Source organism: Thalassotalea sp. LPB0316 (assembly GCF_014898095.1).
Taxonomy (GTDB): Bacteria; Pseudomonadota; Gammaproteobacteria; order Enterobacterales; family Alteromonadaceae; genus Thalassotalea_G.
Window position 1 is genome coordinate 2848101 of record NZ_CP062946.1, and the last position, 24742, is coordinate 2872842.

The 24742-nt window shown below is 41.7% G+C and carries 24 protein-coding genes and 3 tRNA genes; 15 read left to right on the plus strand and 12 right to left on the minus strand.

Annotation, left to right across the window (positions count from 1 at the left end):
- Window positions 1-21: 21 nt before the first annotated feature.
- Both LP316_RS12835 and bamC read right to left on the minus strand, forming a co-directional pair.
- Window positions 22-930: a hypothetical protein gene (locus LP316_RS12835; protein WP_193021549.1), complete on the minus strand. Its 909-nt coding sequence runs from the start codon at window positions 928-930 to the stop codon at window positions 22-24.
- 257 nt (window positions 931-1187) lie between these two features.
- Window positions 1188-2267 (minus strand): outer membrane protein assembly factor BamC, encoded by a 1080-nt coding sequence (gene bamC / locus LP316_RS12840; protein ID WP_193021550.1) that lies wholly within the window; start codon window positions 2265-2267, stop codon window positions 1188-1190.
- A gap of 261 nt (window positions 2268-2528) precedes the next feature.
- Between bamC and LP316_RS12845 the strand changes: the two genes are divergently transcribed.
- Window positions 2529-3047: a glycine cleavage system protein R gene (locus tag LP316_RS12845; protein WP_193021551.1), complete on the plus strand. Its 519-nt coding sequence runs from the start codon at window positions 2529-2531 to the stop codon at window positions 3045-3047.
- A gap of 11 nt (window positions 3048-3058) precedes the next feature.
- Entirely contained in the window at window positions 3059-3532 is a 474-nt protein-coding gene (gene bcp / locus LP316_RS12850; RefSeq protein WP_193021552.1) for a thioredoxin-dependent thiol peroxidase, read from the plus strand.
- 58 nt (window positions 3533-3590) lie between these two features.
- Here the strand turns inward: bcp and LP316_RS12855 are convergent, their stop codons facing one another.
- Window positions 3591-4667 (minus strand): AI-2E family transporter, encoded by a 1077-nt coding sequence (locus LP316_RS12855; protein ID WP_193021553.1) that lies wholly within the window; start codon window positions 4665-4667, stop codon window positions 3591-3593.
- Window positions 4668-4672: 5 nt separating this feature from the next.
- Complete coding sequence (locus tag LP316_RS12860; protein ID WP_193021554.1) at window positions 4673-4894, minus strand: sulfurtransferase TusA family protein; 222 nt, start codon at window positions 4892-4894, stop codon at window positions 4673-4675.
- Window positions 4895-5006: 112 nt separating this feature from the next.
- On the opposite strand from LP316_RS12860, the gene LP316_RS12865 reads away from it, so the two are divergent.
- The 5 genes from LP316_RS12865 to LP316_RS12885 are packed head-to-tail and all read left to right on the plus strand — an operon-like array spanning window position 5007 to window position 9815.
- The gene (locus LP316_RS12865) at window positions 5007-5660 is read left to right on the plus strand and encodes a hypothetical protein (RefSeq protein WP_193021555.1); all 654 of its coding nucleotides are present in this window, start codon (window positions 5007-5009) and stop codon (window positions 5658-5660) included.
- On the plus strand, window positions 5660-7120 hold the full coding sequence (locus tag LP316_RS12870) for a M48 family metalloprotease (protein WP_226960745.1): 1461 nt from the start codon (window positions 5660-5662) through the stop codon (window positions 7118-7120). Before LP316_RS12865 ends, LP316_RS12870 begins: the two co-directional genes overlap by 1 nt.
- An 8-nt stretch (window positions 7121-7128) precedes the next feature.
- Window positions 7129-7470, plus strand: a complete 342-nt coding sequence (gene arsC / locus LP316_RS12875; protein ID WP_193021556.1) for an arsenate reductase (glutaredoxin) — start codon at window positions 7129-7131, stop codon at window positions 7468-7470.
- A 1-nt stretch (window position 7471) separates the two neighbouring features.
- Window positions 7472-7879 carry a DUF2069 domain-containing protein gene (locus LP316_RS12880; protein WP_193021557.1) on the plus strand — a complete coding sequence of 136 codons (408 nt, stop codon included), beginning with the start codon at window positions 7472-7474 and terminating at the stop codon, window positions 7877-7879.
- Window positions 7880-7889: 10 nt separating this feature from the next.
- Complete coding sequence (locus tag LP316_RS12885; protein ID WP_193021558.1) at window positions 7890-9815, plus strand: hypothetical protein; 1926 nt, start codon at window positions 7890-7892, stop codon at window positions 9813-9815.
- Window positions 9816-9853: 38 nt separating this feature from the next.
- Here the strand turns inward: LP316_RS12885 and LP316_RS12890 are convergent, their stop codons facing one another.
- A complete protein-coding gene (locus LP316_RS12890; protein ID WP_193021559.1) occupies window positions 9854-10216 on the minus strand; it encodes a DUF1428 domain-containing protein in 363 nt (120 codons plus the stop codon).
- Window positions 10217-10387: 171 nt separating this feature from the next.
- Between LP316_RS12890 and LP316_RS12895 the strand changes: the two genes are divergently transcribed.
- The 3 genes from LP316_RS12895 to arsJ all read left to right on the plus strand — a co-directional run bounded on the left by LP316_RS12895 (window position 10388) and on the right by arsJ (window position 13430).
- A complete protein-coding gene (locus tag LP316_RS12895) occupies window positions 10388-11143 on the plus strand; it encodes a metalloregulator ArsR/SmtB family transcription factor (protein ID WP_193021560.1) in 756 nt (251 codons plus the stop codon).
- Between the two features lie 63 nt (window positions 11144-11206).
- The gene (locus LP316_RS12900; protein WP_193021561.1) at window positions 11207-12214 is read left to right on the plus strand and encodes an ArsJ-associated glyceraldehyde-3-phosphate dehydrogenase; all 1008 of its coding nucleotides are present in this window, start codon (window positions 11207-11209) and stop codon (window positions 12212-12214) included.
- Window positions 12215-12230: 16 nt separating this feature from the next.
- Window positions 12231-13430 carry an organoarsenical effux MFS transporter ArsJ gene (gene arsJ / locus LP316_RS12905; RefSeq protein ID WP_193021562.1) on the plus strand — a complete coding sequence of 400 codons (1200 nt, stop codon included), beginning with the start codon at window positions 12231-12233 and terminating at the stop codon, window positions 13428-13430.
- A gap of 133 nt (window positions 13431-13563) precedes the next feature.
- Here the strand turns inward: arsJ and hda are convergent, their stop codons facing one another.
- Together hda and LP316_RS12915 are read right to left on the minus strand one after the other, a co-directional pair.
- Window positions 13564-14268: a DnaA inactivator Hda gene (gene hda, locus LP316_RS12910; protein WP_193021563.1), complete on the minus strand. Its 705-nt coding sequence runs from the start codon at window positions 14266-14268 to the stop codon at window positions 13564-13566.
- Window positions 14268-15383, minus strand: a complete 1116-nt coding sequence (locus LP316_RS12915; protein WP_193021564.1) for a DUF2066 domain-containing protein — start codon at window positions 15381-15383, stop codon at window positions 14268-14270. Before LP316_RS12915 ends, hda begins: the two co-directional genes overlap by 1 nt.
- Window positions 15384-15516: 133 nt before the next feature.
- On the opposite strand from LP316_RS12915, the gene purM reads away from it, so the two are divergent.
- The 3 genes from purM to LP316_RS12930 are packed head-to-tail and all read left to right on the plus strand — an operon-like array spanning window position 15517 to window position 17963.
- On the plus strand, window positions 15517-16563 hold the full coding sequence (gene purM, locus LP316_RS12920) for a phosphoribosylformylglycinamidine cyclo-ligase (protein ID WP_193021565.1): 1047 nt from the start codon (window positions 15517-15519) through the stop codon (window positions 16561-16563).
- Window positions 16564-16567: 4 nt separating this feature from the next.
- Window positions 16568-17212 carry a phosphoribosylglycinamide formyltransferase gene (gene purN, locus LP316_RS12925; protein ID WP_193021566.1) on the plus strand — a complete coding sequence of 215 codons (645 nt, stop codon included), beginning with the start codon at window positions 16568-16570 and terminating at the stop codon, window positions 17210-17212.
- Between the two features lie 31 nt (window positions 17213-17243).
- Window positions 17244-17963 (plus strand): DUF3108 domain-containing protein, encoded by a 720-nt coding sequence (locus LP316_RS12930; protein ID WP_193021567.1) that lies wholly within the window; start codon window positions 17244-17246, stop codon window positions 17961-17963.
- A 29-nt stretch (window positions 17964-17992) separates the two neighbouring features.
- Here LP316_RS12930 and LP316_RS12935 read toward each other — a convergent pair whose 3' ends face one another.
- A complete protein-coding gene (locus LP316_RS12935) occupies window positions 17993-18796 on the minus strand; it encodes a class II glutamine amidotransferase (RefSeq protein WP_193021568.1) in 804 nt (267 codons plus the stop codon).
- Between the two features lie 288 nt (window positions 18797-19084).
- On the opposite strand from LP316_RS12935, the gene fadE reads away from it, so the two are divergent.
- Both fadE and LP316_RS12945 read left to right on the plus strand, forming a co-directional pair.
- Window positions 19085-21547 carry an acyl-CoA dehydrogenase FadE gene (gene fadE, locus LP316_RS12940; protein WP_193021569.1) on the plus strand — a complete coding sequence of 821 codons (2463 nt, stop codon included), beginning with the start codon at window positions 19085-19087 and terminating at the stop codon, window positions 21545-21547.
- 254 nt (window positions 21548-21801) lie between these two features.
- Window positions 21802-22692 carry an acyltransferase gene (locus LP316_RS12945; RefSeq protein WP_193021570.1) on the plus strand — a complete coding sequence of 297 codons (891 nt, stop codon included), beginning with the start codon at window positions 21802-21804 and terminating at the stop codon, window positions 22690-22692.
- Window positions 22693-23187: 495 nt separating this feature from the next.
- Here the strand turns inward: LP316_RS12945 and LP316_RS12950 are convergent, their stop codons facing one another.
- The 4 genes from LP316_RS12950 to LP316_RS12965 all read right to left on the minus strand — a co-directional run bounded on the left by LP316_RS12950 (window position 23188) and on the right by LP316_RS12965 (window position 24732).
- Window positions 23188-24228, minus strand: a complete 1041-nt coding sequence (locus LP316_RS12950) for an IS110 family transposase (protein ID WP_193020570.1) — start codon at window positions 24226-24228, stop codon at window positions 23188-23190.
- 213 nt (window positions 24229-24441) lie between these two features.
- Window positions 24442-24518: transfer RNA gene (locus tag LP316_RS12955), tRNA-Asp, on the minus strand.
- 28 nt (window positions 24519-24546) lie between these two features.
- A tRNA-Asp gene (locus tag LP316_RS12960) sits at window positions 24547-24623 on the minus strand.
- Between the two features lie 32 nt (window positions 24624-24655).
- A tRNA-Asp gene (locus LP316_RS12965) sits at window positions 24656-24732 on the minus strand.
- Window positions 24733-24742: the final 10 nt, after the last annotated feature.

Below are 24742 nucleotides of genomic sequence, written 5' to 3' on the forward strand. Positions count from 1 at the left end.
CTTATTTGAAGGCGCTTTTTATTATTCGCCCTTAATTTCTAGACTAACAGTTGAAGTAGGAAATGCTTTATGCCAACGCTCATTGAATCTGGCTTTAAGGTTTTCTGGATACCCTTCAGACTTAAAGGTCAAATCTCTTAGCTTATGATTTAACTCTCTATTTTGTTGAATGCTAGTTAGAGCTGAATCAATTAACTCTGAATATTGCTTACCTAATGGTGTTTTCGAGCACAACATTCTTGAGCTCTTCTCATTTAACAAGCTCATTTCATGAATTTCGTATAGATCGATTTTAGGATTGTTGAATAAGTCTAAGTTTGCGATAGCTCGATAGGAAACGTAACCAAAATCGATACGTTTTCGCTCAAGCATAAGTACCGTATGATCACTTAAATCTTGGTTTATACCACTGACTTTAACTATATCCTTATTTTCAACTCTGTCTATTATTTTTGTCCAAGCGTTTATAACTTTGTCATAAATCACAGTGGTATAGTCATCGTTTAGCAATTTTGTTACTTCTATAGCACCATTTGAGGTATAGTCCGTCAATTCATTTTTTCTGACGGCCACCATGTAAGGCAAGGTAATAGCAGCAGGCTGGGTAAAAATCCCCCAGCTTTCTCTCTCTTTATGGTAGTCAGCACCCCAAAAGCAATAAACCTTATCAACACTTAATTCCCTTTGAATTAAGTACCAGCTTCTCTTGACAGGGTAAGCATGGAATTCATGTTCAACGTTATCAATTTGTGAAGCGACAAATTGCATCAAGTCTAGTGCAGCACCACTAGTAATACGACTACCTTCCATTGTCAGATCTGATTCAATTGGCTTTAACCAAATAAGCTTTTGAGCAGAGGCTGTGAATGAAAAGCTTAACAAAATTAATGTTAGCCAATTTATAGTCTTGAGTTGAGTATACTGTTTCAATTTATCTATTTAAGATTTTCTCACTTGTAAAATACTATAACTTACACAAAGACTTATAGCTATTTACAAATGAACGGCAACTGCATTAAAAAGACTTTTTCAGGTTTACTTATTTTGGCGAATAAAATATAACGATAAGTCTTTTATAGGCTTGATTAGTATTCAACTAATTGACTTAGTTAAACATTCCTTTGCACTAAAGAAAAAGGGCAAAGTCATTAGCAGACTTTGCCCTTTGGTTTTGCTATTCGCTATATTTAGAAAATATTTCTAAATGACAGCCCTGGCTCAACAACTGGGAAGATTTTCTCAAGTACTTCCATCGGCACAGGCTCACCTGCTTCATTGTATATGGTTAATGCCGTTTTTGTCGGTGTCTCGGTGTTGTACAACCTAAACTGATATTTGGCATTTTCTATTTCAACAATTGGTGTATCACTGCCCCATAAAGTATCCCACAAGCCAATTTCAGGCTTTTCAAAGGTTACGTAATAAATACGGCGCGTTTCGTTTAAGTCATTTACGGTAAAGCCATAGTCATTGAAGAACAGCGGTAAATTTTGCCACAATAAATCTTCTTGAAGTTCAACAAAGAAGCTCGGCTCTTGTTTATCGTTAAATCCAGTCGATAATAGTTTTTGATTAGCGATCATCAAGCGATGTTCGCGCTGTATTTCACGGTATTTATAATCAACATGACCAATAACCGTATTAACCATTGCAACTTCTGCACGGTGCTTATCAATTGGCGTTAATTTACCTTTCAAAACATTGGCTTTGTAATCCACCAACTCGACTTTCAATAACAAGCTTCGACCATGTGGTTTTACATCAAAGCTATAGCGGTATTTTTCTGACGTTGAGTCAATCTTAGATCTAAAGAAACCACCCTCTTCTGATTCATTGTTGATCCACGATGATTCATAGACGTGATTGGCCGCATCAACAACCGTTAACTGAGCATTGTTCTCAATTAACATATCGGCAATCGTTTGTTGGACAAAGTCACTCAGTTTGACATCATCAATTTCTTGGTCAAACCAAACAACAGCATCATTCGAGCCTGGCTCTAACCGTGTCGATGTAGCGACAGGTAACACCAAAGAAGGTGCTCTGATATCCATATTTTTACCAACAGGACCACTTGTATTAATGTCTGTGGTAATAAAATACGTTGTTTCTTGCTTCGGTGTTTGTAATCCTTCCGGCATGGTTAAAGGCTTACCTTCATCGACTTTCATATACTCAAAGCCACCATCAGCCGTTCTTTTGTCGTTACTTGAACAGGCAACAATAGCCGCACTGAGTAACGATACATAAAGCAATTGACGATTCATTAACACTCCCAAAGAATAACGTCTTTTGACTAAGCATCGCGCTTAGTTCTATCAAAGCCTACTGGCTTTATTTTTATTGTTCAACACAGCAACATAAAAGCTGCAAATTTCGTGAGCCTCATGGTACTTGGCTGATCTAACAAACACAAGTGGCTAGGCGATAAATTAACTGATTTATTTAAATAACAAGATTGAGACTTAAATAATGGTGAAAAGTTGCGTTACAATAGTGTTTTATTAAAAATAATTAACGGTTAATTGATGTCTCAGTATTTAGTATTAACGGCAATGGGCCCTGACCGCACAGGTATTGTAAGTGAACTAATCAAGCTTGCTAGTGAATGTGGTTGTAACATACTCGACAGCAAAATGGCGATTTTCGGTGAAGAATTTGCCTTTATCATGATGCTCAAAGGAGACAATGCAAGCATCAACCAGCTAGAAGTCAAGTTGCCAGCAAGGGCAATGGAACTTGAACTATTAACCATGATGAAACGTACTTCAGGTTATAAGCCACTTGATCACTCCCAACAGTATCAAGCGCAATATTCAGGCATTGACCAACCAGGGGTATTAAAGGCGGTTACCGCATTTTTTGCTCACCGCAATATCGATTTATCGTCATTGCGCTCTGAGATCAACCCAGAAACGGATATCATGAGTGCCACGCTTATGTTTACGATGAACGGTGATTCGTGTATCAATGCACTAGAAAATGAATTTCTTCAACTTTGCGAACAATTTAACGTTCAAGGTTGTATTAAAAAAACTAACTATTAAAAAGGCAGGTTATGAATACCTTAACTGTAGGTGATAAAGCACCACTTTTTTCATTACTCGACGAAAACGAAAACACAGTAAACTTAAATGATTTCATTGGTAAAAAACGCGTATTAGTGTACTTCTACCCAAAAGCCATGACACCCGGCTGTACTACACAAGCACAAAATCTACGCGATGCCAAAACCGCACTTGACGATCACAACACTGTGGTCTTTGGTATTAGCCCTGATGAGCCGAAGCGTTTAGCTAAATTTTGTCAACGCGATGAATTAAACTTTACGTTATTGTCGGATGTCGATCACAAAGTGGCAGACGAGTTTGGCGTATGGGGATTAAAGAAGTTCATGGGTAGAGAATATGATGGTATTCACCGCATCAGCTTTTTAATTGGCTTAGATGGCAACATTGAACACGTATTTAACAAGTTCAAAACTAAGGACCATCATCAAGTGGTATTAGACGTTTTAGCCCAATTAGGCTAAACACATTATATGTAAAAATAAAGGGAGCTATTGCTCCCTTTATTTTTACTCTGGGTTTTTATTCGCTTTGTTGCTGCGGTGCGTCAATCACTTGTGTTGACCAAGCGTTGATAACGGCTTTAACTAGCGTCGCGAGTGGAATTGCGAAAAATACCCCCCAAAATCCCCACAAACCACCGAAAAATATTACGGCAACAATAATCGTCACCGGATGTAAATTTACCGCTTCGGAAAACAATAATGGCACTAATAGATTACCATCGAGTGCTTGAATAATGCCGTATGCGAGCATCACATAACCAAATTCAGGTGAAATACCAAATTGAAATAAGGCGACGAGTAACACGGGAATTGTTACGATAGTTGCGCCAACATAGGGTACGAGTACCGATAAGCCAACTAATACGCCCAATAGCACGGCATAGCGCAAGTCTAAAAATAAAAATGCCAAGGTTGATGCCGCGCCGATAATCAAGATTTCAATAATTTTACCGCGCACGTAATTAAGGATTTGCTGATTCATTTCATCACCGACTTGTGACGCTAAACGGCGCTCTTTCGGCAAAAAACGAGTAACTTGTGATATTAACGCCTGCTTGTCTTTTAAAAAGAAAAACACCATTAACGGCACTAAAATGAGGTAAACCAATAAAGCGACAATGTTCGACAACGAATTAAGTGACCCTTCTAAGATGAGCTCTCCCCACTGCAGTACCTTCTGCTTAGTTAAGCTAATCAAGGTTTGAAGTTGTTCAACGCTGATCAGCTCAGGATAACGTTCGGGCAAGGTAAACAAGTACTGCTGAGCAGAAGAAATCATCGCGGGTGCTTCATTGATTAAATTAGCCCCTTGTTGCCAAACTATTGGCATTAAACCGAGGATGGCTAGCATTGAAATACCAACAAACAAAGTGACGATTACCGTCGTTGAAATGCTCCGGCCAAGGCCTAATCGGCTCAACCGATTTACCGGTTTATCGAGTAAAAATGCAATCGCCAGCGCAACAAACACGGGCATCAAGATATTATTGAAAAAATAAAATAAAACAAACAGTGCAAGTAAAATAACGATTAATGCAACAGCATTAGGATCGGAGAACTTCTGTTTGTACCAATCGGTAAGCATTCTAACCATATAAGTTAACCTGTCGTAATATCAATTTGGGTGGTGGCGGTGCTAATTTGCTTGAGATTAAATTGAAATCCTTGCTCCTTGAGCAATTTAGGAATATCTTTTATCGAACCTTTATCAGATATTTGAATCATACAAGTATCACTAGGTTGCATTTTTTTTAAAATTACACGCAATTTCACTAAAGGTAGCGGACATTTTTCTTTAGTGGCATCGTATTCAAAGTGCATAAATTTTTCTTAACAATACCTTTTGTTTGATTATCTATTTTGCGACAATTGATTACAATGACTTGTTGAGATAATTCGCTTATTTTTTGATTTTAGGAGTCTTTTCCACGTTATGCAAAGTTTACCAGAGCACCCAAACCTCAAAGAAATTAATGCGTACAAACGCAAATTAAACTGGGGCGAGGTGCCGGCGATTTATCACATGGTAGCGAGCTCTATCGGTGAAGTAGATGGTATTTTAACCCATGGATTTGATAGTGCTTATAAACAAATCCTCAATAAAAACACGTGGAATTTAAAACTGCTTGGTGGTGAGCGTTTGCCTACAGGTGAAATTGTTGTGCAGAACAAACCACAAATCGCGCTGCGCCACACCTACAACAAAATGGGCTACGAGTTGCACTGCTTTCCAATCGCGTTAAACGAAAAAGTGAATCGCACCCTAGTAAAAAGTCCTCATTGCCCGTTTAAAGAGTGGCACCCTGAAACCATGCGCATGCTTTTTCGCGTCAACAGCTTACCCTCGTATCTATTCTTCACCCACGAAAACGGTGACGAAGCAGACGTAGAGCTAGTTAAATACGCGTTTCGCACGGTAAGTCGGTTAATAAAAATATTAGAAGAAGATTTTGAAATCGTTGAAATTCGAGGCTATAGCATTGCCGAATTCTACAAGGAAGTCGATCACCGTATTCGCAATAACTCAGGTTACCACGATGTCACCTCAGGGTTAATTGAGAGCCCTGACGATACTACGGATTTTTAATGACTAAATTCAAACATATCCTGTGCTCTGCGTTATTAACTTTCGCTGTAGCAGGTACAGGTAATGCCATGGCGAGCAAGCAAAACGACAAAAACGCCCTGCCTGAAATAGGCTCGGCGGGCACCAGCGTTTTATCAATCGACAAAGAACGTCAAATCGGCCTCGCGTTGATGAGACAGTTGCGCGCGAGCCAACCACTTTTACAAGATCCTGTGTTGATCGAATACATCAATGACTTAGGCAATCGACTAGTGCGCAACGCGAATGATGTAAACTATCCGTTTGAGTTTTTTATTGTTAATAATAATGAACTTAACGCCTTTGCCTTCTTTGGTGGCCATATTGGTATTCACAGCGGTCTAATTACAACCGCAGATACCGAAAGTGAACTCGCTTCAGTTGTTGCCCACGAAATTTCGCACGTCACCCAACGCCATTTGGCACGCCGCCTAGAAGAGCAATCTCGAACGCAATCACTATCGATAGCCGGTATGGTAACAGGCGTATTACTTACGCTAATTAATCCGCAAGTGGGTATGGCAGCATTATCAACCTCAATGGCGGCCACGCAACAAGCATCGATTAATTATACCCGTGGTAATGAGAAAGAAGCGGATCGCGTTGGTATTGCACTTTTAGCCTACAGTGGTTTCGATCCAAACGGCGCGCCGAGCTTCTTTGGCAAAATGTCAGAAGAGTTTCGCTATAAAAGTAAGCCACCAGCAATGCTACTGACTCACCCATTGCCAGATTCACGTATTTCAGATGCCCGCTTACGTGCACAAACCTATCCGCGTGTGCAGTTACCCCCCTCTTTGCCGTTTGAGTTAACCAAGGCAAGAATTCAGGCGCGTTATCAAAAGAATGACGAGCACAACATCACCTACTTTCAAAATCAACTTGATAAAAAGCGTTACCGCTTAGAAGAAGCCGCGCGCTATGGCTTAGCCTTGAGTTATTTTGAAGCTAAAGACTACCAACAAGCAAAAACAAACTTAGAATCGTTATATCAAGCTGATACTCACAACTTGTTTTATATCGATGCCTTAAGTGATACCTATATTGCCCTAAAAGACTTTGACACGGCATTAGCCATGTTAGAAAAAGCGCATAAGTTTATGCCGAATAACCAAGTAGTCAGTTTAAACTACGCCAATGTATTGCAAGAAGCTGGTAAGCTAGATAAAGCCGAACAACTACTCAAAGACTTCCTGATCGTTAGTCCAGAAAATTACATTGGTTACGATTTACTAACGGGTGTCTACCGCAAGCAAAATGATAAGGGCAACATGCACGCAACCCAAGCAGAGGTCTACGCATTGCTTGGCGGATACAGTCGAGCAGTAGATGAACTGCAAACCGCCTATAATTATTTTGGTGACAAACCCTTGGTTCAAAAGCGTATCAAAGCTAGAATTTTGCAATTCCAAAATGAAGAAAATAAATTAAAACGTTTATAGAGAGAGTTATGTTAACGATTTACCACAACCCAAGATGTTCTAAAAGCCGTCAAACGTTACAACTAATTGAAGAAAACAACGCCGATGTCACTGTTGTTGAGTACTTAAAAACGCCGTTAACTCGAGCCCAGTTAACTGAGCTACAAGCGCAATTAGGTGTTAGTGTTATCGACATGATGCGCACCAAAGAAGCGGAATTTAAAGAGCAAAACTTAAAAGGTGCCGACGACGCTACGTTACTCGAAGCTATGGTTAATACCCCAAAATTGGTTGAGCGCCCAATCGTTTCGAACGGTGAGAAAGCGGTTATTGGCCGCCCTCCTGAAAACGTCTTAGCATTGATCAAATAACATGGCTAAAGTACAGAAATACAGCACGCAAACCTATCGAAAAATAGCCTTAATAGGCTATTTTTCGCTGTTGGTTTATATGCCATTGTGGCTAATCGTGTTAGCGCCGTCACAATCACTTTCTCCGACGCTGTCATTAATTATGTTCACTTTGCCGTTAGTTTTTCCATTAAAAGGCATTTTACAAGGCAAGCCGTATACCTATGCCTGGGCAAACTTCATTGTCATGATTTATTTTCTGCATAGTTTGACAACCTTATGGGTTGCGCCTGAAGAGCGTATTTTTGCCGCACTGGAATTGCTTTTTGCTAGCTTGATGTTTTATGGTGGCACCTATTACGCGAAATACCGCGGCCAAGAACTCGGTCTAAGTATTAGAGAAAAGAAGGCTGACAAAAACGAGAAATAAAAGGATGACTATGAAAAGTTCACTCTCATCAATCATGAGTTTATCCAGTATGTTACTGCTAACTGCATGCGGTGGCGGCGGTGGTAGCGATAATAACAGTGGTGAATCACCCTCACCCGGAACACCATCAACTATCGTCACTGAAATTGGCATGTTAGATGACAGTATTATGCAAAATCAGAGTGTTGAGCTTTTCATCTTACCGCCCTCAGCAAATAGCAACCCAACCAATATTCAATGGCGACAAACATCTGGGCCGAGCTTAGAAATATTATCAGCGACAGCAAAAACGATTTCGCTATTACCTCAAGAAAGTGCCAGCTACACGTTTGAAGTGAGCTTTAGCCAGCAAGGTCAAAATTACCAATTGTCAAAAAGTTTTGACGTTGACAGCCAAGCAGCACTAGTCAGTATTCATTCAGGCCACAGTGTTGTTGAAGGTAATAAGGTCTCGCTTAGGGCAGTAATTGATAACGGTGTTAATGAAGCAAATATCAGTTGGCAACAAACCCAAGGCCCTGCCGTTACACTTGAGCAAGGTGATAGCCAGACCAATTTAGTCCTTTATTTTGATGCCCCCATGGTGACAAAAGACACCATTATTAGCTTTGAAGCAACAGACAGCGAATCAGGCCAAAGCGATGTTGTCGCTGTATTAGTTGAAAATAAACCGCCAGTTAACCCAAACGATCCGTATTTTGATGAACCTGTAGCGACGGTATTTACATACCAGAGCAATTCACCCTACGCTGATGATATTGTCGGCTGTGTTTATTCAAATCAACTCAATAGCTCGTGTACATTAGCCACCTTGCCTCTTATCGCTCAAGAGACAACATCGCCAACGGTTGATGACATCATGAATCGAGTTGTCGTCTCACACCAATGGATGGGCGATCGCTTCAAAAGCTTTTTGGAAAATCACGACCCTCATAACGATTTTAAAAATCTATTAAGAGCGACTACGGCTGTTGTTTTATCCTACGATGTTAGGCCATCTTTTTATTGGGCTGCCACCGGCGCCATTTATCTCGATCCGGAAAATTTATGGCAAACTGCACTCGAGCGCGACACCATAAATGAAGCCCCTGATTACCGCTCGTCATTTGGTAACGATCTACAGTTTGTTATGCCGTGGCGCTACGTTAACAATAATGATTATGCTTATGTCAGACAATCGAGAGCGAACCGAACTGATCGCGACATCCAAGATAATCTGCACCGGTTAACCTCTTTGCTTTATCACGAACTTGCGCATGCAAATGATTTTTTCCCACCGGCAGAATGGCAGAGCCACGCGTCAAGTGCGCGTATCTTAGATGCAGCAACAGCGACGAATTGGGAGTCAGATAAGCTCGATGCGACTTATCCACTGAGTAGCCAAGTGATGAAAAATTTAGCTGATGTTAGCTTTCGAGGGAATAACGCAAGTACCACTCAGCGCAATTATACACCCAATGATATCGCCAGCTTTTTTACGGGTGATAATGCCAGCGACTACTACGCCTATTTAACACCGCGTGAAGACTTAGCTATGTTGTTTGAAGAATTGATGATGCAAAGCCGCTACGGTATCAGACGTGATGTTGCCGTCACCAACCTTCCGCAAGGCAATAATATCTCAATTACCGATTATATTGTAGCCTGGGGCCAACGAGGCCGTATCGCCGAGCCTAATGTGTCAGTGCGAGCAGACTATGTAACCACGCGAATATTACCTGAATTTGACGTTGATACGGCGATTAATGCACTACCGACGCCAATAGCAATGACAGCAGGCAATGATTGGCTTGAAAATTTAGCGATTTCTCCTGCTCCTATGCCTGTCTCGACCCTCAAGCTTGGAAATCAAAGCCTTAAAATCAAGCAAAACACTGAACTTTCTGGTGCCATAGAAACCCTGCCCTATGGCTTCAAGCCCTTACCCAAGAAGTAATCTATTGGAAAGCCTGCGTCGCAGGCTTTTTTATTAACTCATGAAGCGCCAAGCCGCAATATTGTATCAAAGCCACCATAGATTAAACGTTTACCATCAAATGGCATTGGATTATGCTCTGGAGACATTCTTGAATCAGCCATGATTGCACTCCAGCCCTTGTCTCTAATTTCTTTTGATGGCCAAACGACCCATGAAAAGACTACCGCTTCATCAGCATTTGCTTTTACGGCCATAGGGAGAGAAGTCAATTCGCCATCAGGGACATCATCCCCCCAGTTTTCAACCAACTCTATTGCGCCAAATTCAATAAATAGCTCGCCTGTCGCCTTGGCATGCGCCAGATAGCTTGCTTTATTTTTAATTGGCACAGCGGCAACAAAACAATCAACATATGACATTATTTTTTCCTTAATAGAAAGTAGCAACCCTCTAAGCATTTAACTATTTTTAATAAAAAACAAATGTAAAGCATGAGAATCCTTCAGTAATTAATACATATAACAAACTTGTTATATACGTTTTTTATTATATAATGCGTTTGATATTTATATGTGAGGTCGACAAGCGTTGTGAAAGTTCTATTTTTGTGCACCGAAAACTCTGCGCGCTCACTCATGGCTGAAGCCATGCTGCGACATCATGCGCATGGCCAAGTAGAGGTTTATAGCGCTGGCACCCAGCCAAACTCACCTAGCCCTATTGCCTTATCACTGCTAGCTGAACTCAATGTTGAGCACGACTTTCTCTATTCAAAATCAATAGAAACAGTTAACACTGTTGATTTTGATTTAGTGGTTACCTTATGTGAAAGTGCAGCGCATGAATGCCAACAACTAAGCCACGGCAAAAATTATCAGCACTGGGCGATTGCTGATCCAAAAACTGAAAACACCAAGGCCTCATTTGCTCAAGCATTAAACCAGATCAATCGCCACATCCAAGTGCTATTAGCTGAGGTTGGCGACTTTAACAAGTTCACCATTACGCCGAAGCAGTTCTATCAATGCTTAGCTGACGATATTCGCTTGCAATCCCTGTTACTTATCATACTTGAGGGGGAATTGTGCGTTTGTGAATTGATGACCGCGTTAGCCCAAGACAGTCAGCCTAAAGTTTCACGCCATTTAGCACAGTTGAAAAAGCAAGGCTTATTGGTCGATAGAAAGCACCAACAATGGGTGTTTTACCGACTCAACGCAACACTGCCAAGCTGGATGAAGTTAACCCTGACAAACACGCTTATTCACCAACCAGACTATACCGCAGAGAGCATTGAGCGATTAAAAGCAATGAGAGAGCGGCCAAATAAAGGCCTAGTCTGCTAAGCTGTACCGAAATTAGTTAAGCGACAATCAAGATTTTATTTAAATTAACACTAGGAAGATAACATGACGATTAAAGTGGGAATTAACGGCTTTGGCCGGATGGGCAGACTAGCATTACGCGCTGCTTTTGATTGGCCTGAAATGGAGTTTATTCAAATCAACGATCTAGCAGGTAATGCCGAAACGCTAGCCCATTTACTTAAATACGATTCAGTTCACGGTACCTGGAACAAAGACGTTAGCAGTAATGGCGAAAACATCCTTATTGGCGATAGCAAAATATCGTGTAGCCAAAATGCCACAATCAGTGAAACCGATTGGTCAGGCTGCGATCTCGTCATTGAAGCATCGGGCGTGATGAAATCCAAAGCCAAACTGCAAGCTTACCTTGATCAGGGTGTCAAACGCGTTGTTGTAACAGCGCCAGTAAAAGAAGATGGCGTTTTAAATATCGTCATGGGTGTTAATGACGATCTATACGACAAAGACAAATACCCTATTGTTACTGCAGCGTCATGCACGACAAACTGCTTAGCGCCGGTCGTTAAAGTATTACAAGACAATATCGGCATTAAACACGGTAGCATGACCACCATCCACGACATTACTAACACGCAAACCATTTTAGATGCGCCTCATAAAGATTTGCGCCGTGCTCGCGCTTGCGGTATGAGTTTAATTCCAACGACTACCGGCTCTGCTACGGCAATTACCCATATTTTTCCTGAGTTAAAGGGCAAACTAAACGGCCACGCGGTGCGAGTTCCACTGGCAAATGCATCAATTACCGACTGTGTTTTTGAGATTAATCGCCCAACAACCGAAGCTGAAATCAATGCCATGATGGAAAAAGCCGCTAACGGTGAGCTTAAAGGTATTTTGGGCTATGAGGAAAAGCCGCTAGTGTCTATCGATTACAAAACTGATCCGCGTTCTACGATTGTTGATGCCTTGTCAACCATGGTGGTCAATGGCACCCAAGTTAAAATGTACTTGTGGTACGACAATGAATGGGGCTATGCCAACCGCACGGCAGAGCTTGCTTTAAAAGTTGGTCTATCTGACAAATAATAACGAAATTAATGACATGGCAACCTTATCTAACGAAATAAAACAATACCTAATTGTTACTGGTAATTATTGGGCGTTTACCCTAACCGATGGCGCACTGCGCATGTTAGTGGTGTTGTTTTTCCACCAACTTGGCTATTCGCCACTAGAAGTTGCCATGTTATTTTTGTTTTATGAGCTCTTTGGCGTATTTACCAACTTATTTGGCGGTTATTTAGGGGCAAGGCTTGGTTTAAATAAAACCATGAATATTGGCTTGGCATTACAAATTATCGCCTTAGGTATGCTGGCAATGCCAACAGGTTACCTGTCAATGTTTTATGTGATGGTGGCGCAAGCACTTTCTGGCATTGCCAAAGATCTCAATAAAATGAGTGCTAAAAGCTCGATAAAAATGCTCGTTGCGCAAGGTCAAGAAGGTACGTTATTTAAGTGGGTAGCCATTCTAACAGGCTCTAAAAATGCCCTAAAAGGTGTTGGCTTTTTCTTGGGTGGGCTATTGCTGAGCTTATTTTCATTTCAAGGCGCTATGCTGATCATGGCTGGCGCTCTGTGCTTGGTTTGGTTATTTAGCATAGTCTCATTAAAGCAAGATTTAGGCAAAGCGAAAAACAAGCCTAAATTTCGTGAAATACTATCAAAAAGCCGTGCAATAAATATACTATCCGCTGCCCGAATGTTTTTATTTGGCGCGCGAGATGTTTGGTTTGTTGTCGCCTTGCCAGTATTTTTATCTCAGGCTTTTGGCTGGGATCATTATTATGTTGGTGGCTTTCTCGCGCTTTGGATCATCGGTTACGGGCTAGTTCAATCATTCGCACCAAAGCTGATCAATCGCAAAGGACACCAAGCGCAACCGCGTGATGCGGTATTTTGGGCATTTAGCTTAGCCATTATCCCGGTTGTCATTGCCACTTGCCTTTATGTTGATTTTGCCATGCCGATAGCGCTATTGATTGGCCTATTAGTTTTTGGTGTGCTGTTTGCAATTAATTCATCGTTACACAGTTATTTGATCGTTAGCATGGCAGACGCTGATGGTGTCTCACTTGATGTCGGCTTTTATTACATGGCAAATGCGCTTGGCAGATTAATTGGCACAGTGCTCTCTGGTTGGGTATTTCAAAGCTATGGTTTGATTGCTTGTCTTATTGTATCGAGTTTATTTATTTTAGCCGCAGCAATTATTTCCACTAAACTGCCTGAGAAAGCGTGAATGTTTGAATGTTGGAAAGTAGGAAGGTTGGAAGGTTGGAAGGTAGCTAAAACCTTATAACCTTTAAACCTTTAACAAGAGATTCCCGATTAAAACACCTCGGGAATGACGTATTGTTTTGACCTTACAACCTTTACAGCAGTACTTCTTTGATGAAAGGAATGGTGATCTTGCGCTTATCGCGAATCGACGCTTTATCCAATTCATCTAAGCTAGACACCAAGCTCTTCATATCGCGCTCGACGCGATTAAATAAAAACTTGGCAACATCGAGGTGCAAAATTAATCCTCGCTGATGCGCGCGCAATTGAATGGCGCTGACTTTGTCGTCGTCTGACAACGCCTTGATTGATTCGACATACCCCCACCCGAGGCGAGAGACTAAATCTGGCAGGCTAATATTTAATTGCTTGACCGATTGCTGACCACAGATAATCAATTTGTGTTGTTGTTCAATCACGCGATTAAACAAATCAAATACCGCTTGTTCCCAGTCTTTTTTTCCAGCGATCAAATCGATATCGTCAAGGCAAATGACATCATAAAATTCTAAACCATCGAGCACTTCTGGGGTAAAACTCATTAACTCACTAAACGACATACAAATCGACGATTGCTGCTGTGCTTCGGCAAATGCACAACTGGCGTGCAGCAAATGAGATTTACCGACAGAGGTTGGGCCAAATAAGTACATGGCTTGGGTTTGGTATTGGCTATTGCCCTCAATAAAGGATCGCAGTTCATTGACTACACTTTGGTTTTCACCAACTTGGAAACTTGCAAAGGTTTCGTCGTCGGGAAGTTGTACCTTTAATGTTAATTGAGAACGTGATTTCATTATTGCTGCCAATAAAATACCGGAATTGCCTGTTCATCTACTTGAGCTAACGGATCAACAAACTGTTGTAGCTTGTCGATTAACTTAATCGACGCCATAAATGCTTGTTTTGAACCAAGTAAGGCGATATCAAAACGGCGAACACTGCCTTGAGCATAACTCAAGGTAACGTTACTCACCGCCGATAAATCGGTTAAAAACTTGGATATTTCAACATAAGTATTTAAGGAGTCAACGTTTGCTACTTCGATGGTAAAAATATTTCTGGTGTTAGTACTTAGCGCATATTGTTGGTGAATATGTTCACTGATCGAGACAAGTGCTTGCTCTAATAACAGCTCAGGGTTGCTACCTTGGAGTCGCTCACCAAATTGCTGATAGCTTTCTAGAATACTCCAATCTAGGGCATAAAAGGTTTGCTGACAAGGTAGCTGACAATCTTGCACAGCCAAATCTTGTTCAATTAAGGTGTTATTAGATACGCGAATAATTACCGAAGTTTCTGCTAGGTATCGCTCAGATGCTGCCTTCACAGGTTCCGCGAAACGCCCCCAAATGTCAGAGACTTGGATGCGGTTGATATCTTCTAAATCCATTAACGGTAGCATCATAGGAACCGCGCGTTGTTGTGAAAAATCTTTCACTTTGCGCGCTAACACATGTTCACTTGAGTGATTGATAATCCGACGGCTTAAGTCTTGTTCTTCGACTAACCAAACAGCAATCAAAGGCCTGATGTTGCCTAGGATCGGCAGCTCTGCCTGATAAAACAATTGATTGATCTTGTTTTCATCAAACTCCGCAACAAGCAGCGTTTTCTGATCAACCCGATCATAATAAAACTGCGCAACAAAACGCGATGGTGCTTTGAGGGCATCAAGGATGACTTGCTGCGCTAAAAAGTCATTATTACCCCCTACTTTGAGTAATATTTGCTCCATCGCTTGCGCTAAAGCGATATCACGCGAGGTATTGTCTTGACCTTGAACCTCAACTTTTCCTGTATATAACTGTGTAACTTCAACAGCTTGGGCTGATAAAAAAACACAAGACATCAACAAAATTAACGTAAAAACCAGTGACTTTGCCATTTTTTGAATACGAATCGGTTGCATAATCAGGATCTTAACACACAAATTACCAATTTCTTTAGTATAAAAAAATAATTTAGCTTTATGTTTCAACCAAGGCGTTGCGCTGATAGAATATGCGCCACTAACGACAGAGAGTAACAATTAGAGGTTCCACGTGAGTGATCAGAAGCAGTCGCTAAGTTATAAAGATGCAGGTGTAGACATTGATGCAGGTAATGCACTTGTAGAGAATATTAAAGGTGCGGTAAAGCGCACAACTCGCCCTGAAGTTATGGGTGGTTTAGGCGGGTTTGGCTCTGTTTGCCAATTGCCGACTAACTACAAAGAGCCCGTATTAGTTGCAGGCACCGACGGTGTAGGCACAAAACTTCGCTTAGCAATTGATCTTAAAAAACACGACACTGTCGGTATCGACCTTGTTGCGATGTGTGTTAACGATTTAATCGTTCAAGGCGCCGAGCCACTATTCTTCCTCGACTATTACGCAACGGCAAAACTAGACGTTGATGTAGCATCAGATGTTGTATCAGGTATTGCCGATGGCTGTGTGTTAGCTGGTTGTGCTTTAGTTGGTGGTGAAACGGCCGAAATGCCAGGCATGTACCACGCTGGCGATTACGATATTGCTGGCTTCTGTGTTGGTGTTGCTGAAAAGTCACGCTTACTCGATGGTAGCGCAGTAAAAGCAGGCGACCAACTTATCGCCTTAGGCTCATCGGGCCCTCATTCAAACGGTTACTCGTTAATTCGCAAGGTGTTAGAAGTTAACAACACTGATACGAGTGAAGACTTAAACGGCAAGCCATTAAGCGAACACTTATTAGCGCCAACTAAAATCTACGTTAAGTCTATTCTAGCGTTATTAAAACACGTTGATGTTAGCGCACTATCACACATTACTGGTGGTGGTTTCTGGGAAAATATTCCTCGTGTTTTACCTGAATCAGCGCAAGCTGTGATCAAAGGTGATTCATGGCAATGGCCTGAAATTTTCAACTGGTTACAAGAAAAAGGTAACATTACAACTCACGAGATGTACCGTACCTTCAACTGTGGTGTGGGTATGATCATCGCTGTTCCAGCTGATAAAGTTGAAGAGAGCTTAGCTATTTTATCTGAGCACGGCGAAAACGCTTGGCATATCGGTGAGATTAGCGATAAAGCCGACGGTGAAGAGCAAGTTGTGATCAACCAAGGCTAATTCAATGAAGCCTAATATTGTAGTACTTATATCAGGCAGCGGTTCTAATTTGCAGGCGATAATTGACGCCTGCAAAGCAGAACAAATTGATGCAACCATTACTGGCGTTATTTCAAATAAAGCCGATGCTTATGGCCTCACTCGCGCAGCCAATGCCGGAATAGCAAATCGCGTATTGAGTCACAAAGATTACGAGACTCGCGAAGCCTACGATCTTGCCTTAATTGACGCTATCGATGCTTATAATCCTGACGTTATTGTGCTTGCAGGCTTTATGCGTATTTTAACGCCAGCCTTCGTTGATAAATTTTCTGGAAAATTATTGAACATTCATCCATCTTTGTTGCCTAAGTACCAAGGATTGCATACGCACCAGCGCGCAATCGATGCAGGCGACACAGTACACGGTGTTAGTGTTCACTTTGTCACTGAAGAATTAGATGGTGGCCCAGTTATATTGCAAGCAAAGGTACCTGTTTTCCCTGAGGACACAGCAGAAGACTTAGCAATGCGAGTACACGAGCAAGAACATCGAATCTACCCCTTGGTAGTAAAATGGTTTTGCCAAGGCCGCCTAAAAATGGTAGAAAATCAAGCGTTACTCGATAATCAAGCATTACCGGCATCGGGGTACGCAAGCGAAGAATAAAGATAATAAAAGCATATTAAGGTGGTAATAGATGGTAAAATTGGTAGCACTATTAACTTCATTAGCGGTTTCGCTAACAGCAATTGCAAATCCTTCACAACTCCCTATTACCCCTTATAAAGCCACTTTTAATATCTTGCATAAAGGCGATCCTGTCGGTAAAGGATATCGCGAACTAACACTGCTAGATGACGGCCGTATAGAATATAGTTATTACACTGATCTCAAGTGGATGATTTTTTCTCAAAAACGCAAAGAAACATCTTATGTTAAATTGCATAACTACCAGCTTGAACTGAACGAATACACCTTTGAACGCTCTGGTACAGGCAAAGATAAAACCTACCGATGGCAGTTTTTCCCCAACCAAAATAAAGCGTTAAATTTAGTTAAGAAAACCGAGTTTGATATCGACTTTAGCGAAGGCTTGCAAGATAAGTTGAGTTATCACCTCCAGCAGCGACTGTCTTTTCTTGAGCAGCCAGAGCAAAGCTCATTCAATTACGACGTTATCACGACATCAGGCAAAATTAAAAACTACCGTTATGAATACGTTGGCGTTGAAGAGCTCATGTTGCCTTATGGCCTTATCAAAGCGTTGAAATATAAACGCGAAGTCGCCGACAAAGAGCGAGTAACCTACGCTTGGTTTGCCCCAGAGCTAGATTACTTAATGGTCCGCTTGTACCAAATTAAAGACGGTGTTGACCAGTTTGAAGCGCAACTTGATAAGTTAGACCTAAAACAATAGTTAACCTGAACTCGGGATACTCGGGATAGTTAATCCTGCAACACTTGCTCTTGCCCTTGTTCGACTAGCTCACCGTGGTGAAAAACCAGCCATTGTCCGGGATTAAGCTTATGCCAAGATTCATCGTCGGTGAGTGGCTGCGTTGCGATCACGGTGACAATATCATGCTCTGTTGTTTCTTGCTGAAAATCGACAACCACTTCCGCATCAATTAAGCTCGCCTTGCCAAATGGCGCTCGCCTAGTAATGTAATGCAAGTTATTGGCGCAATAACACAGCAAATAATCACCATCGCTAAGAAGCAAATTAAACACACCTAATCGGTTGATCTCACTGGCTCGCTGAGCAATAAAGCTCGCTAAATCCTTTAAGCATAATGGTTTGCCGTCTGCTTGCTGCTTTTCTTCTAGTTGATCGAGCAGCCAACAATAAGCGTGTTCACTATCGGTTGTGCCAATCGGCCAATTGTGTTTTAGCACGAGCTTTTCTTTAAAGTTGGCGAGTTGACCATTGTGAGCATAAGTCCAATTTTTACCTGAAATGGGGCGAATAAATGGATGCGTATTTTCTAAACACACAGCACCTGAATTAGCTTGACGAATGTGACACACCACCAGTTCACTTTTTATTGGATATTCAGTGACTAGTTTAGCAATAGGAGAATTCGCGCTAGGCAATGGATCTTTAAAGCTGCGACACCCTTTACCTTCGTAAAAGGTAATCCCCCAACCATCTTTATGAGGCCCAGTATTACCACCACGTTGCATTAAACCACTAAAACTAAAACAGATATCAGTTGGTACATTGGCGCTCATCGCCAGTAATTCGCACATCTCAAAAACTCTTAAATCTATTTGAACTGTTGATAAGCGATATTGTATACCTTAACAGAGCATGGTGATATTAAATAACACCACTTATTATCTCGGCTAGAATGCTTGTAAATCGCTATTAACCAGAACAAGTTTCAACCAATAGATTCTGCTTTTCAAGCGCTTACCCCTCCATTAACCCTACACCGGCGAATAAATCGATTTTTAGCTAAAATTATGTTTGAAATTGTCGTAATTTAGTTATAACCTTTAGTGGTCAGACCTCTTATTTGTGAATAAGGAATAAAAGTGGAAACATTAATTTGGATTTTAAGCGCAATCGCGCTATCAGGTTTTATGGCCTATTCCCGAGCTAAGCTCTCTACATTTACCCTACTTTTTACTGTATTAATGGTAATTGGTAGTTTCTACCAAGTCGTTTCATGGCTTGGTTGGGTTATCTTTGGCATTATCGCTGTGCCACTGAATATCACCAATATTCGCCAACAGTATATCTCTAAGCCATTACTGAAAGCTTTCCAAAGCATCATGCCAGAAATGTCACGTACCGAAAAAGAAGCAATCGATGCCGGTACAACATGGTTTGAAGCAGATCTTTTCCGTGGTGCGCCAGATTGGCAAAAACTTCACAACTACCCTGCTCCGCGTTTAAGCGCCGAAGAGCAAGCGTTCTTAGACGGTCCGGTGGAAGAAGTTTGTCGCATGGTTGATGACTGGGATACAACACACACACGTGCCGATCTTGCGCCAGAAATCTGGCAATACCTAAAAGACAACAAATTCTTCGCCATGATCATCAAAAAAGAATACGGCGGTTTAGAATTTAGTGCCTACGCACAATCACGTGTGTTACAAAAGCTAACGGGTGCAAGCTCAGTATTAGCAAGTACCGTTGGTGTACCTAACTCTTTAGGGCCAGGTGAATTATTGCAACACTACGGCACGAAAGAGCAGCAAGATTACTACTTACCGCGCTTAGCTCGCGGTGAAGAAATTCCATGTTTTGCCTTAACTAGCCCAGAAGCGGGTTCAGACGCAGGCGCTATTCCAGATTTCGGTATCGTTTGTAAAGGCGAATTCGAAGGTAAAGAAGTATTAGGTATGCGCCTAACATGGGATAAGCGTTACATTACCCTTGCACCAGTGGCTACTGTGCTTGGTTTAGCGTTTAAATTACAAGATCCAGACGGTTTATTAGGTGATGAGAAAGACTTAGGTATTACTTGTGCCCTGATCCCAACTGACCTAGAAGGTGTTGATGTTGGTCGTCGTCACTTCCCGTTAAACGTGCCATTCCAAAATGGTCCAACTAAGGGTAAAGATATTTTCGTACCACTTGATTTCATCATTGGTGGACCAGAAATGGCCGGTCAAGGCTGGCGCATGCTAGTTGAGTGTTTATCTGTGGGTCGCGCAATTACCCTACCTTCAAACTCAACCGGTGGCGTAAAATCTATCGCTTTAGCAACAGGTGCTTACAGCCGTATTCGCCGTCAGTTCAAACTACCTATCGGTAAAATGGAAGGTGTTGAAGAAGCATTAGCACGTATCGGTGGTAACGCGTACTTAATGGACTCTGTGACCACTTTATCTACGGGTGCTATCGATTTAGGTGAAAAACCGTCAGTGATTTCAGCGATTGCTAAATACCACTTAACCGAGAAAATGCGTGACTCTATTTCAGATTCAATGGATATTCACGGTGGTAAAGGTATTTGTATGGGCCCGAATAACTACCTAGCGCGTGGTTATCAAGGTGCACCAGTAGCGATTACCGTAGAAGGTGCCAATATCTTAACGCGTAGCATGATCATCTATGGTCAAGGTGCTATTCGTTGTCATCCTTACGTTTTGGCAGAATTAGAAGCGGCAGGTAACCAAGACTTTAACCAAGCATTACGCGATTTCGACCACGCATTATTCGGTCACATCGGTTTTGCTATGAGCAATGTATTCCGTAGCATTTGGTTCTCTGTAACAGGTAGCCGTTTAGTTTCTGCGCCATACAGCGATGTTACTAAGCGTTACTATCAATTACTAACACGCTACAGTACAAACTTAGCCATGTTATCTGACATCGCGATGTTAACACTTGGTGGTGATTTAAAACGTCGTGAGCGTATCTCTGCGCGTTTAGGTGATGTACTAAGTCATTTATACATGGCGTCTGCAACGTTAAAACGCTTCAACGATGAAGGCCGTTTAGCTGAAGATGCACCATTAATGCAATGGGCTGTTGAAGATAGCTTATACAAAATCCAAGTAGCTATTGACGAGTTGATCTCTAACTTCCCGAATAAGTTAGTGGGTGGCTTCTTACGCATGACTATCTTGCCATTTGGTACTAGCTTAACGCGTCCATCTGACAAGTTAGATCACAAAGTAGCACGTATCTTACAAACGCCAAGTGCAACTCGCGACCGTATTGGTCAAGGCCAATACTTAACACGTGAGCCAGAAAACTCAATCGGTATGCTTGAGCAAACGCTAGAAGATATTTTAGCGTGTGAGCCAATCTTCGATAAAGTATGTCGTGCCATTGGTGAAAAACTGCCATTCTTCCGCTTAGATTTAGTGGCAGAGAAAGGCTTAGCAGCTAACGCTATCACGGAAGTTGAAGCGGAACTACTGCGCAAGACAGAAGTAGCGCGCAAAGCAGCAATTGATGTGGATGATTTTGATCCGATTGATTTACCTGCGGATAAATCACTTTATCAAGAGCAAGTAAAGCAAACGAATAACGCTGCCTAAATAGCAAATATTTGACCGAAAAAAGCCTGACTAGCTTAGCTAATCAGGCTTTTTTATTTGCTATATCAAAGTGATAGATTTTTACCCTGCGCCACACAAAGCTGACTACCAGCCTACGTCGATAAACTTACACTAAAATCAACAATTTGAGTGAACACGTGTAACAAACAAAGCATTACCCATTTCGCGATAAACTCGCTAGAATATCGGCTTGTTTTAATTTTTGACAACGGAAATTGCTAGGTTAGTTGTACATGTTTTCATTCTTACCCCGTTTTATTTGTTTCCCAATTACCTTTACATTATTTTGTTTAAATCTAGCACTGTGCGGTTTCTTGGTATTTCTAGGTGGCTTTTTAAAGTTCATTATTCCGTTTAAGCCCTTTCACGCGATATTGTATAAGCCGATGCATATGTTTTATCGTATGTGGTCGTTAAATAACTATTTGATTATTACCTTATTCAATAAAGTTGAATGGCGGATCATTGGCGATCAAGATCTCAACAAAAACTCTTGGTATTTATTAATTGCTAATCACCAAAGCTGGCTCGATATTTTTGTCGTGACTCACTTTGCTCGCACGCGTATTCCTGAGCCCAAGTTCTTTCTCAAAGAATCACTGCGCTATATTCCGTTTTTAGGTATGGCGTGTTGGGCCTTAGATATGCCGTTTATGCGTCGTTATAAAAAATCGTTTATCGCGAAAAACCCTCACCTCAAAGGCAAAGATATAGAAACCACTAAGGCGTCATGTCAGCGCTTTAAAAACACGCCAACGACCATCGTTAACTTTGTTGAAGGTACTCGGTTCACTCAAGAAAAGCACGAACGTCAGCGAAGCCGCTTTAAGCACTTACTATCGCCTAAAGCCGGTGGCATTGCCTTTACCTTGGCAGCAATGGGCGAGCAGTTTGATAAAGTACTAAATATTACCCTCGCCTATCCTGATAACCGCGGTCATATTATGATGGATATGCTATGTGGCGAACTAAAAACCATTATAGTTTACGTTGACACACTTGAGGTCAATGAAGATGTGATTGGCGATTATTACAATGATAAAAGCTATCGCGTTCGCTTTCAGGCGTGGTTAAACGACACTTGGTCGACAAAAGATAAGCTATTAGCTAAATACCTAACGTAGCCAATACTAGGCTGCAAAGGCTCGAAGCTTGTAAGGTTAAAAGGCTGGAAAGTTTTAAGGTTGGAAGGTATAACGAGTCCAAAATACATCGTCTTTCCCGAGATGTTTTAGTCGGGAATCTCATAACGTTTTCACTAAAGCTTTAAGGTTCAATGCTTTAAGGCTTTAAAGAGTCCTAAAAACACTGTCATTCCAGAGCTCAAAAAATATCGTCATTCCTGATGTCCAAACACACCGTCATTCCCGTATATGGACTCCCGGATAATTACAACCTATTTTTTGCAATGTTAAGTAGGAAAGGTGCGTCCGTATATTCGGGCTCTATTTGAGTAGCGAACTCTGGCCCCTGATGTATTCGCACCTCCATGCCTCATCGAGGTGACGGTATTTTATACCGAGGGAATGAGCAGGCTCTTGGAGGTCGGTCTTACCTATTTTTTAATCGCATTAAATAAAGATGTAATTTCCTATAACTTAATTGATGGGTTGTCTAATTTAGTGGTGTAGCTCAGCTGGTTTTTGATATTGACTATCATGGCTTAACATCGCCCAAGCGGTTCGAACCGTTTTGTTGGCTAATGCTACCGCCGCTTTTTTAAGACTACCTTTTGCTATCAACTGTTTAATCCATATTTCTTTGTTGTTTTTAGGTTGCCGTTTATCCACGACTTTCACATAAGCCAAAGCACCTTGGATTAACGTTGAGCGTAGCCGTTTGTTACCACACTTTTTACCTATGGTACCGAGTACAATATTTCCTCCGGTACTATATTGCTTCGGTGTAAGGCCTATACAAGCCGAGGCTTCTCGCCCATTTTTAAAACTACTACCTTGATTTCCAAGGGCAATATAAAGGCCAAGCGCATTAACCGGCCCGACACCTTCTAGTGCCATTAGAGACTGGCATTGCGCTTGCTGTTTAATCAGTAAGCCTAGTTGTTTTTCAATGTGTTGCTCTTGCGCTTCGATAACTAAATACAGTTGATACATATTGCTTATTTGCTCTCGAAAAGCAAAAGGCAGCTCGTTTTCTCCATCCTCGAGTATTTCAGGAATGCGCTTTTTAAATGCCGAAATACCTTTGGGGATGGTGATGCCAAATTCAGATATTAACGCCCTAAGCATATTACTCATTGCTGTTAACTGGTCACTCAGATGTTGACGCATTCTTTCTATCGACTGTAAACCTTGTTGCTCAACGGTTTTGATGGCTACAGACTTTACTCTCGGTTGTTTTGAAGCTACGCCTATTGCCAAGGCGTCGTTCTTATCGGTTTTATGGCCCTGGCGAAAGGGGGTAACGGATTTGGTCGGGATGATTTTTGCCTTGTGACCGTGTTGCTCTGCAAATCTAGCCCAGTAATGTGAAGAGCCACAGGCTTCCATGACAACGGTCGCTGGTTTCTGCTTAATTAACCAATTAGTTAATGATGCCCTAGTAAAACTTCTATCTGTGAGCACTTTGTTTTTATCTGTTATAACACAGGCATGAAAAGAAGACTTTGCTAAATCGATGGCAATAACGTTATTATTCATTTGTATGGACTCCAAGGTAAAAGTTTAGGCACTTATTACGTTACTCCCCCAGAGGGAGGGAGTCCATACATCGAGGTGTTTTAATCGGGAATCTCATCACATTTTCAGTAAAACATCAGAACAGCAAAAAACTAGCGCGTTAGCACTCGGTAAATGTCTGATATATAGGATATTTGAATGATAAAGGTATAGGAAAGATAAGATAAACAATCGTGGCGGAGTGGACGGGACTCGAACCCGCGACCCCCGGCGTGACAGGCCGGTATTCTAACCAACTGAACTACCACTCCGCAGCAAATTGTTTATTGAGAATGTAAGTGGCGGAGTGGACGGGACTCGAACCCGCGACCCCCGGCGTGACAGGCCGGTATTCTAACCAACTGAACTACCACTCCGCAGTATACATATCAATAAGGCGTTATATCGTTGGCGGAGTGGACGGGACTCGAACCCGCGACCCCCGGCGTGACAGGCCGGTATTCTAACCAACTGAACTACCACTCCACAAGGATAT

Excerpts from the sequence above, each read along its gene's own strand:
- bamC (WP_193021550.1), bottom strand. The coding sequence starts at position 2,267 with ATGAATCGTCAATTGCTTTATGTATCGTTACTCAGTGCGGCTATTGTT.
- LP316_RS12845 (WP_193021551.1), top strand. The coding sequence starts at position 2,529 with ATGTCTCAGTATTTAGTATTAACGGCAATGGGCCCTGACCGCACAGGT.
- bcp (WP_193021552.1), top strand. The coding sequence starts at position 3,059 with ATGAATACCTTAACTGTAGGTGATAAAGCACCACTTTTTTCATTACTC.
- LP316_RS12855 (WP_193021553.1), bottom strand. The coding sequence starts at position 4,667 with ATGGTTAGAATGCTTACCGATTGGTACAAACAGAAGTTCTCCGATCCT.
- LP316_RS12860 (WP_193021554.1), bottom strand. The coding sequence starts at position 4,894 with ATGCACTTTGAATACGATGCCACTAAAGAAAAATGTCCGCTACCTTTA.
- LP316_RS12865 (WP_193021555.1), top strand. The coding sequence starts at position 5,007 with ATGCAAAGTTTACCAGAGCACCCAAACCTCAAAGAAATTAATGCGTAC.
- LP316_RS12870 (WP_226960745.1), top strand. The coding sequence starts at position 5,660 with ATGACTAAATTCAAACATATCCTGTGCTCTGCGTTATTAACTTTCGCT.
- arsC (WP_193021556.1), top strand. The coding sequence starts at position 7,129 with ATGTTAACGATTTACCACAACCCAAGATGTTCTAAAAGCCGTCAAACG.
- LP316_RS12880 (WP_193021557.1), top strand. The coding sequence starts at position 7,472 with ATGGCTAAAGTACAGAAATACAGCACGCAAACCTATCGAAAAATAGCC.
- LP316_RS12885 (WP_193021558.1), top strand. The coding sequence starts at position 7,890 with ATGAAAAGTTCACTCTCATCAATCATGAGTTTATCCAGTATGTTACTG.
- LP316_RS12890 (WP_193021559.1), bottom strand. The coding sequence starts at position 10,216 with ATGTCATATGTTGATTGTTTTGTTGCCGCTGTGCCAATTAAAAATAAA.
- LP316_RS12900 (WP_193021561.1), top strand. The coding sequence starts at position 11,207 with ATGACGATTAAAGTGGGAATTAACGGCTTTGGCCGGATGGGCAGACTA.
- arsJ (WP_193021562.1), top strand. The coding sequence starts at position 12,231 with ATGGCAACCTTATCTAACGAAATAAAACAATACCTAATTGTTACTGGT.
- hda (WP_193021563.1), bottom strand. The coding sequence starts at position 14,268 with ATGAAATCACGTTCTCAATTAACATTAAAGGTACAACTTCCCGACGAC.
- LP316_RS12915 (WP_193021564.1), bottom strand. The coding sequence starts at position 15,383 with ATGCAACCGATTCGTATTCAAAAAATGGCAAAGTCACTGGTTTTTACG.
- purN (WP_193021566.1), top strand. The coding sequence starts at position 16,568 with ATGAAGCCTAATATTGTAGTACTTATATCAGGCAGCGGTTCTAATTTG.
- LP316_RS12930 (WP_193021567.1), top strand. The coding sequence starts at position 17,244 with ATGGTAAAATTGGTAGCACTATTAACTTCATTAGCGGTTTCGCTAACA.
- LP316_RS12935 (WP_193021568.1), bottom strand. The coding sequence starts at position 18,796 with ATGTGCGAATTACTGGCGATGAGCGCCAATGTACCAACTGATATCTGT.
- LP316_RS12945 (WP_193021570.1), top strand. The coding sequence starts at position 21,802 with ATGTTTTCATTCTTACCCCGTTTTATTTGTTTCCCAATTACCTTTACA.
- LP316_RS12950 (WP_193020570.1), bottom strand. The coding sequence starts at position 24,228 with ATGAATAATAACGTTATTGCCATCGATTTAGCAAAGTCTTCTTTTCAT.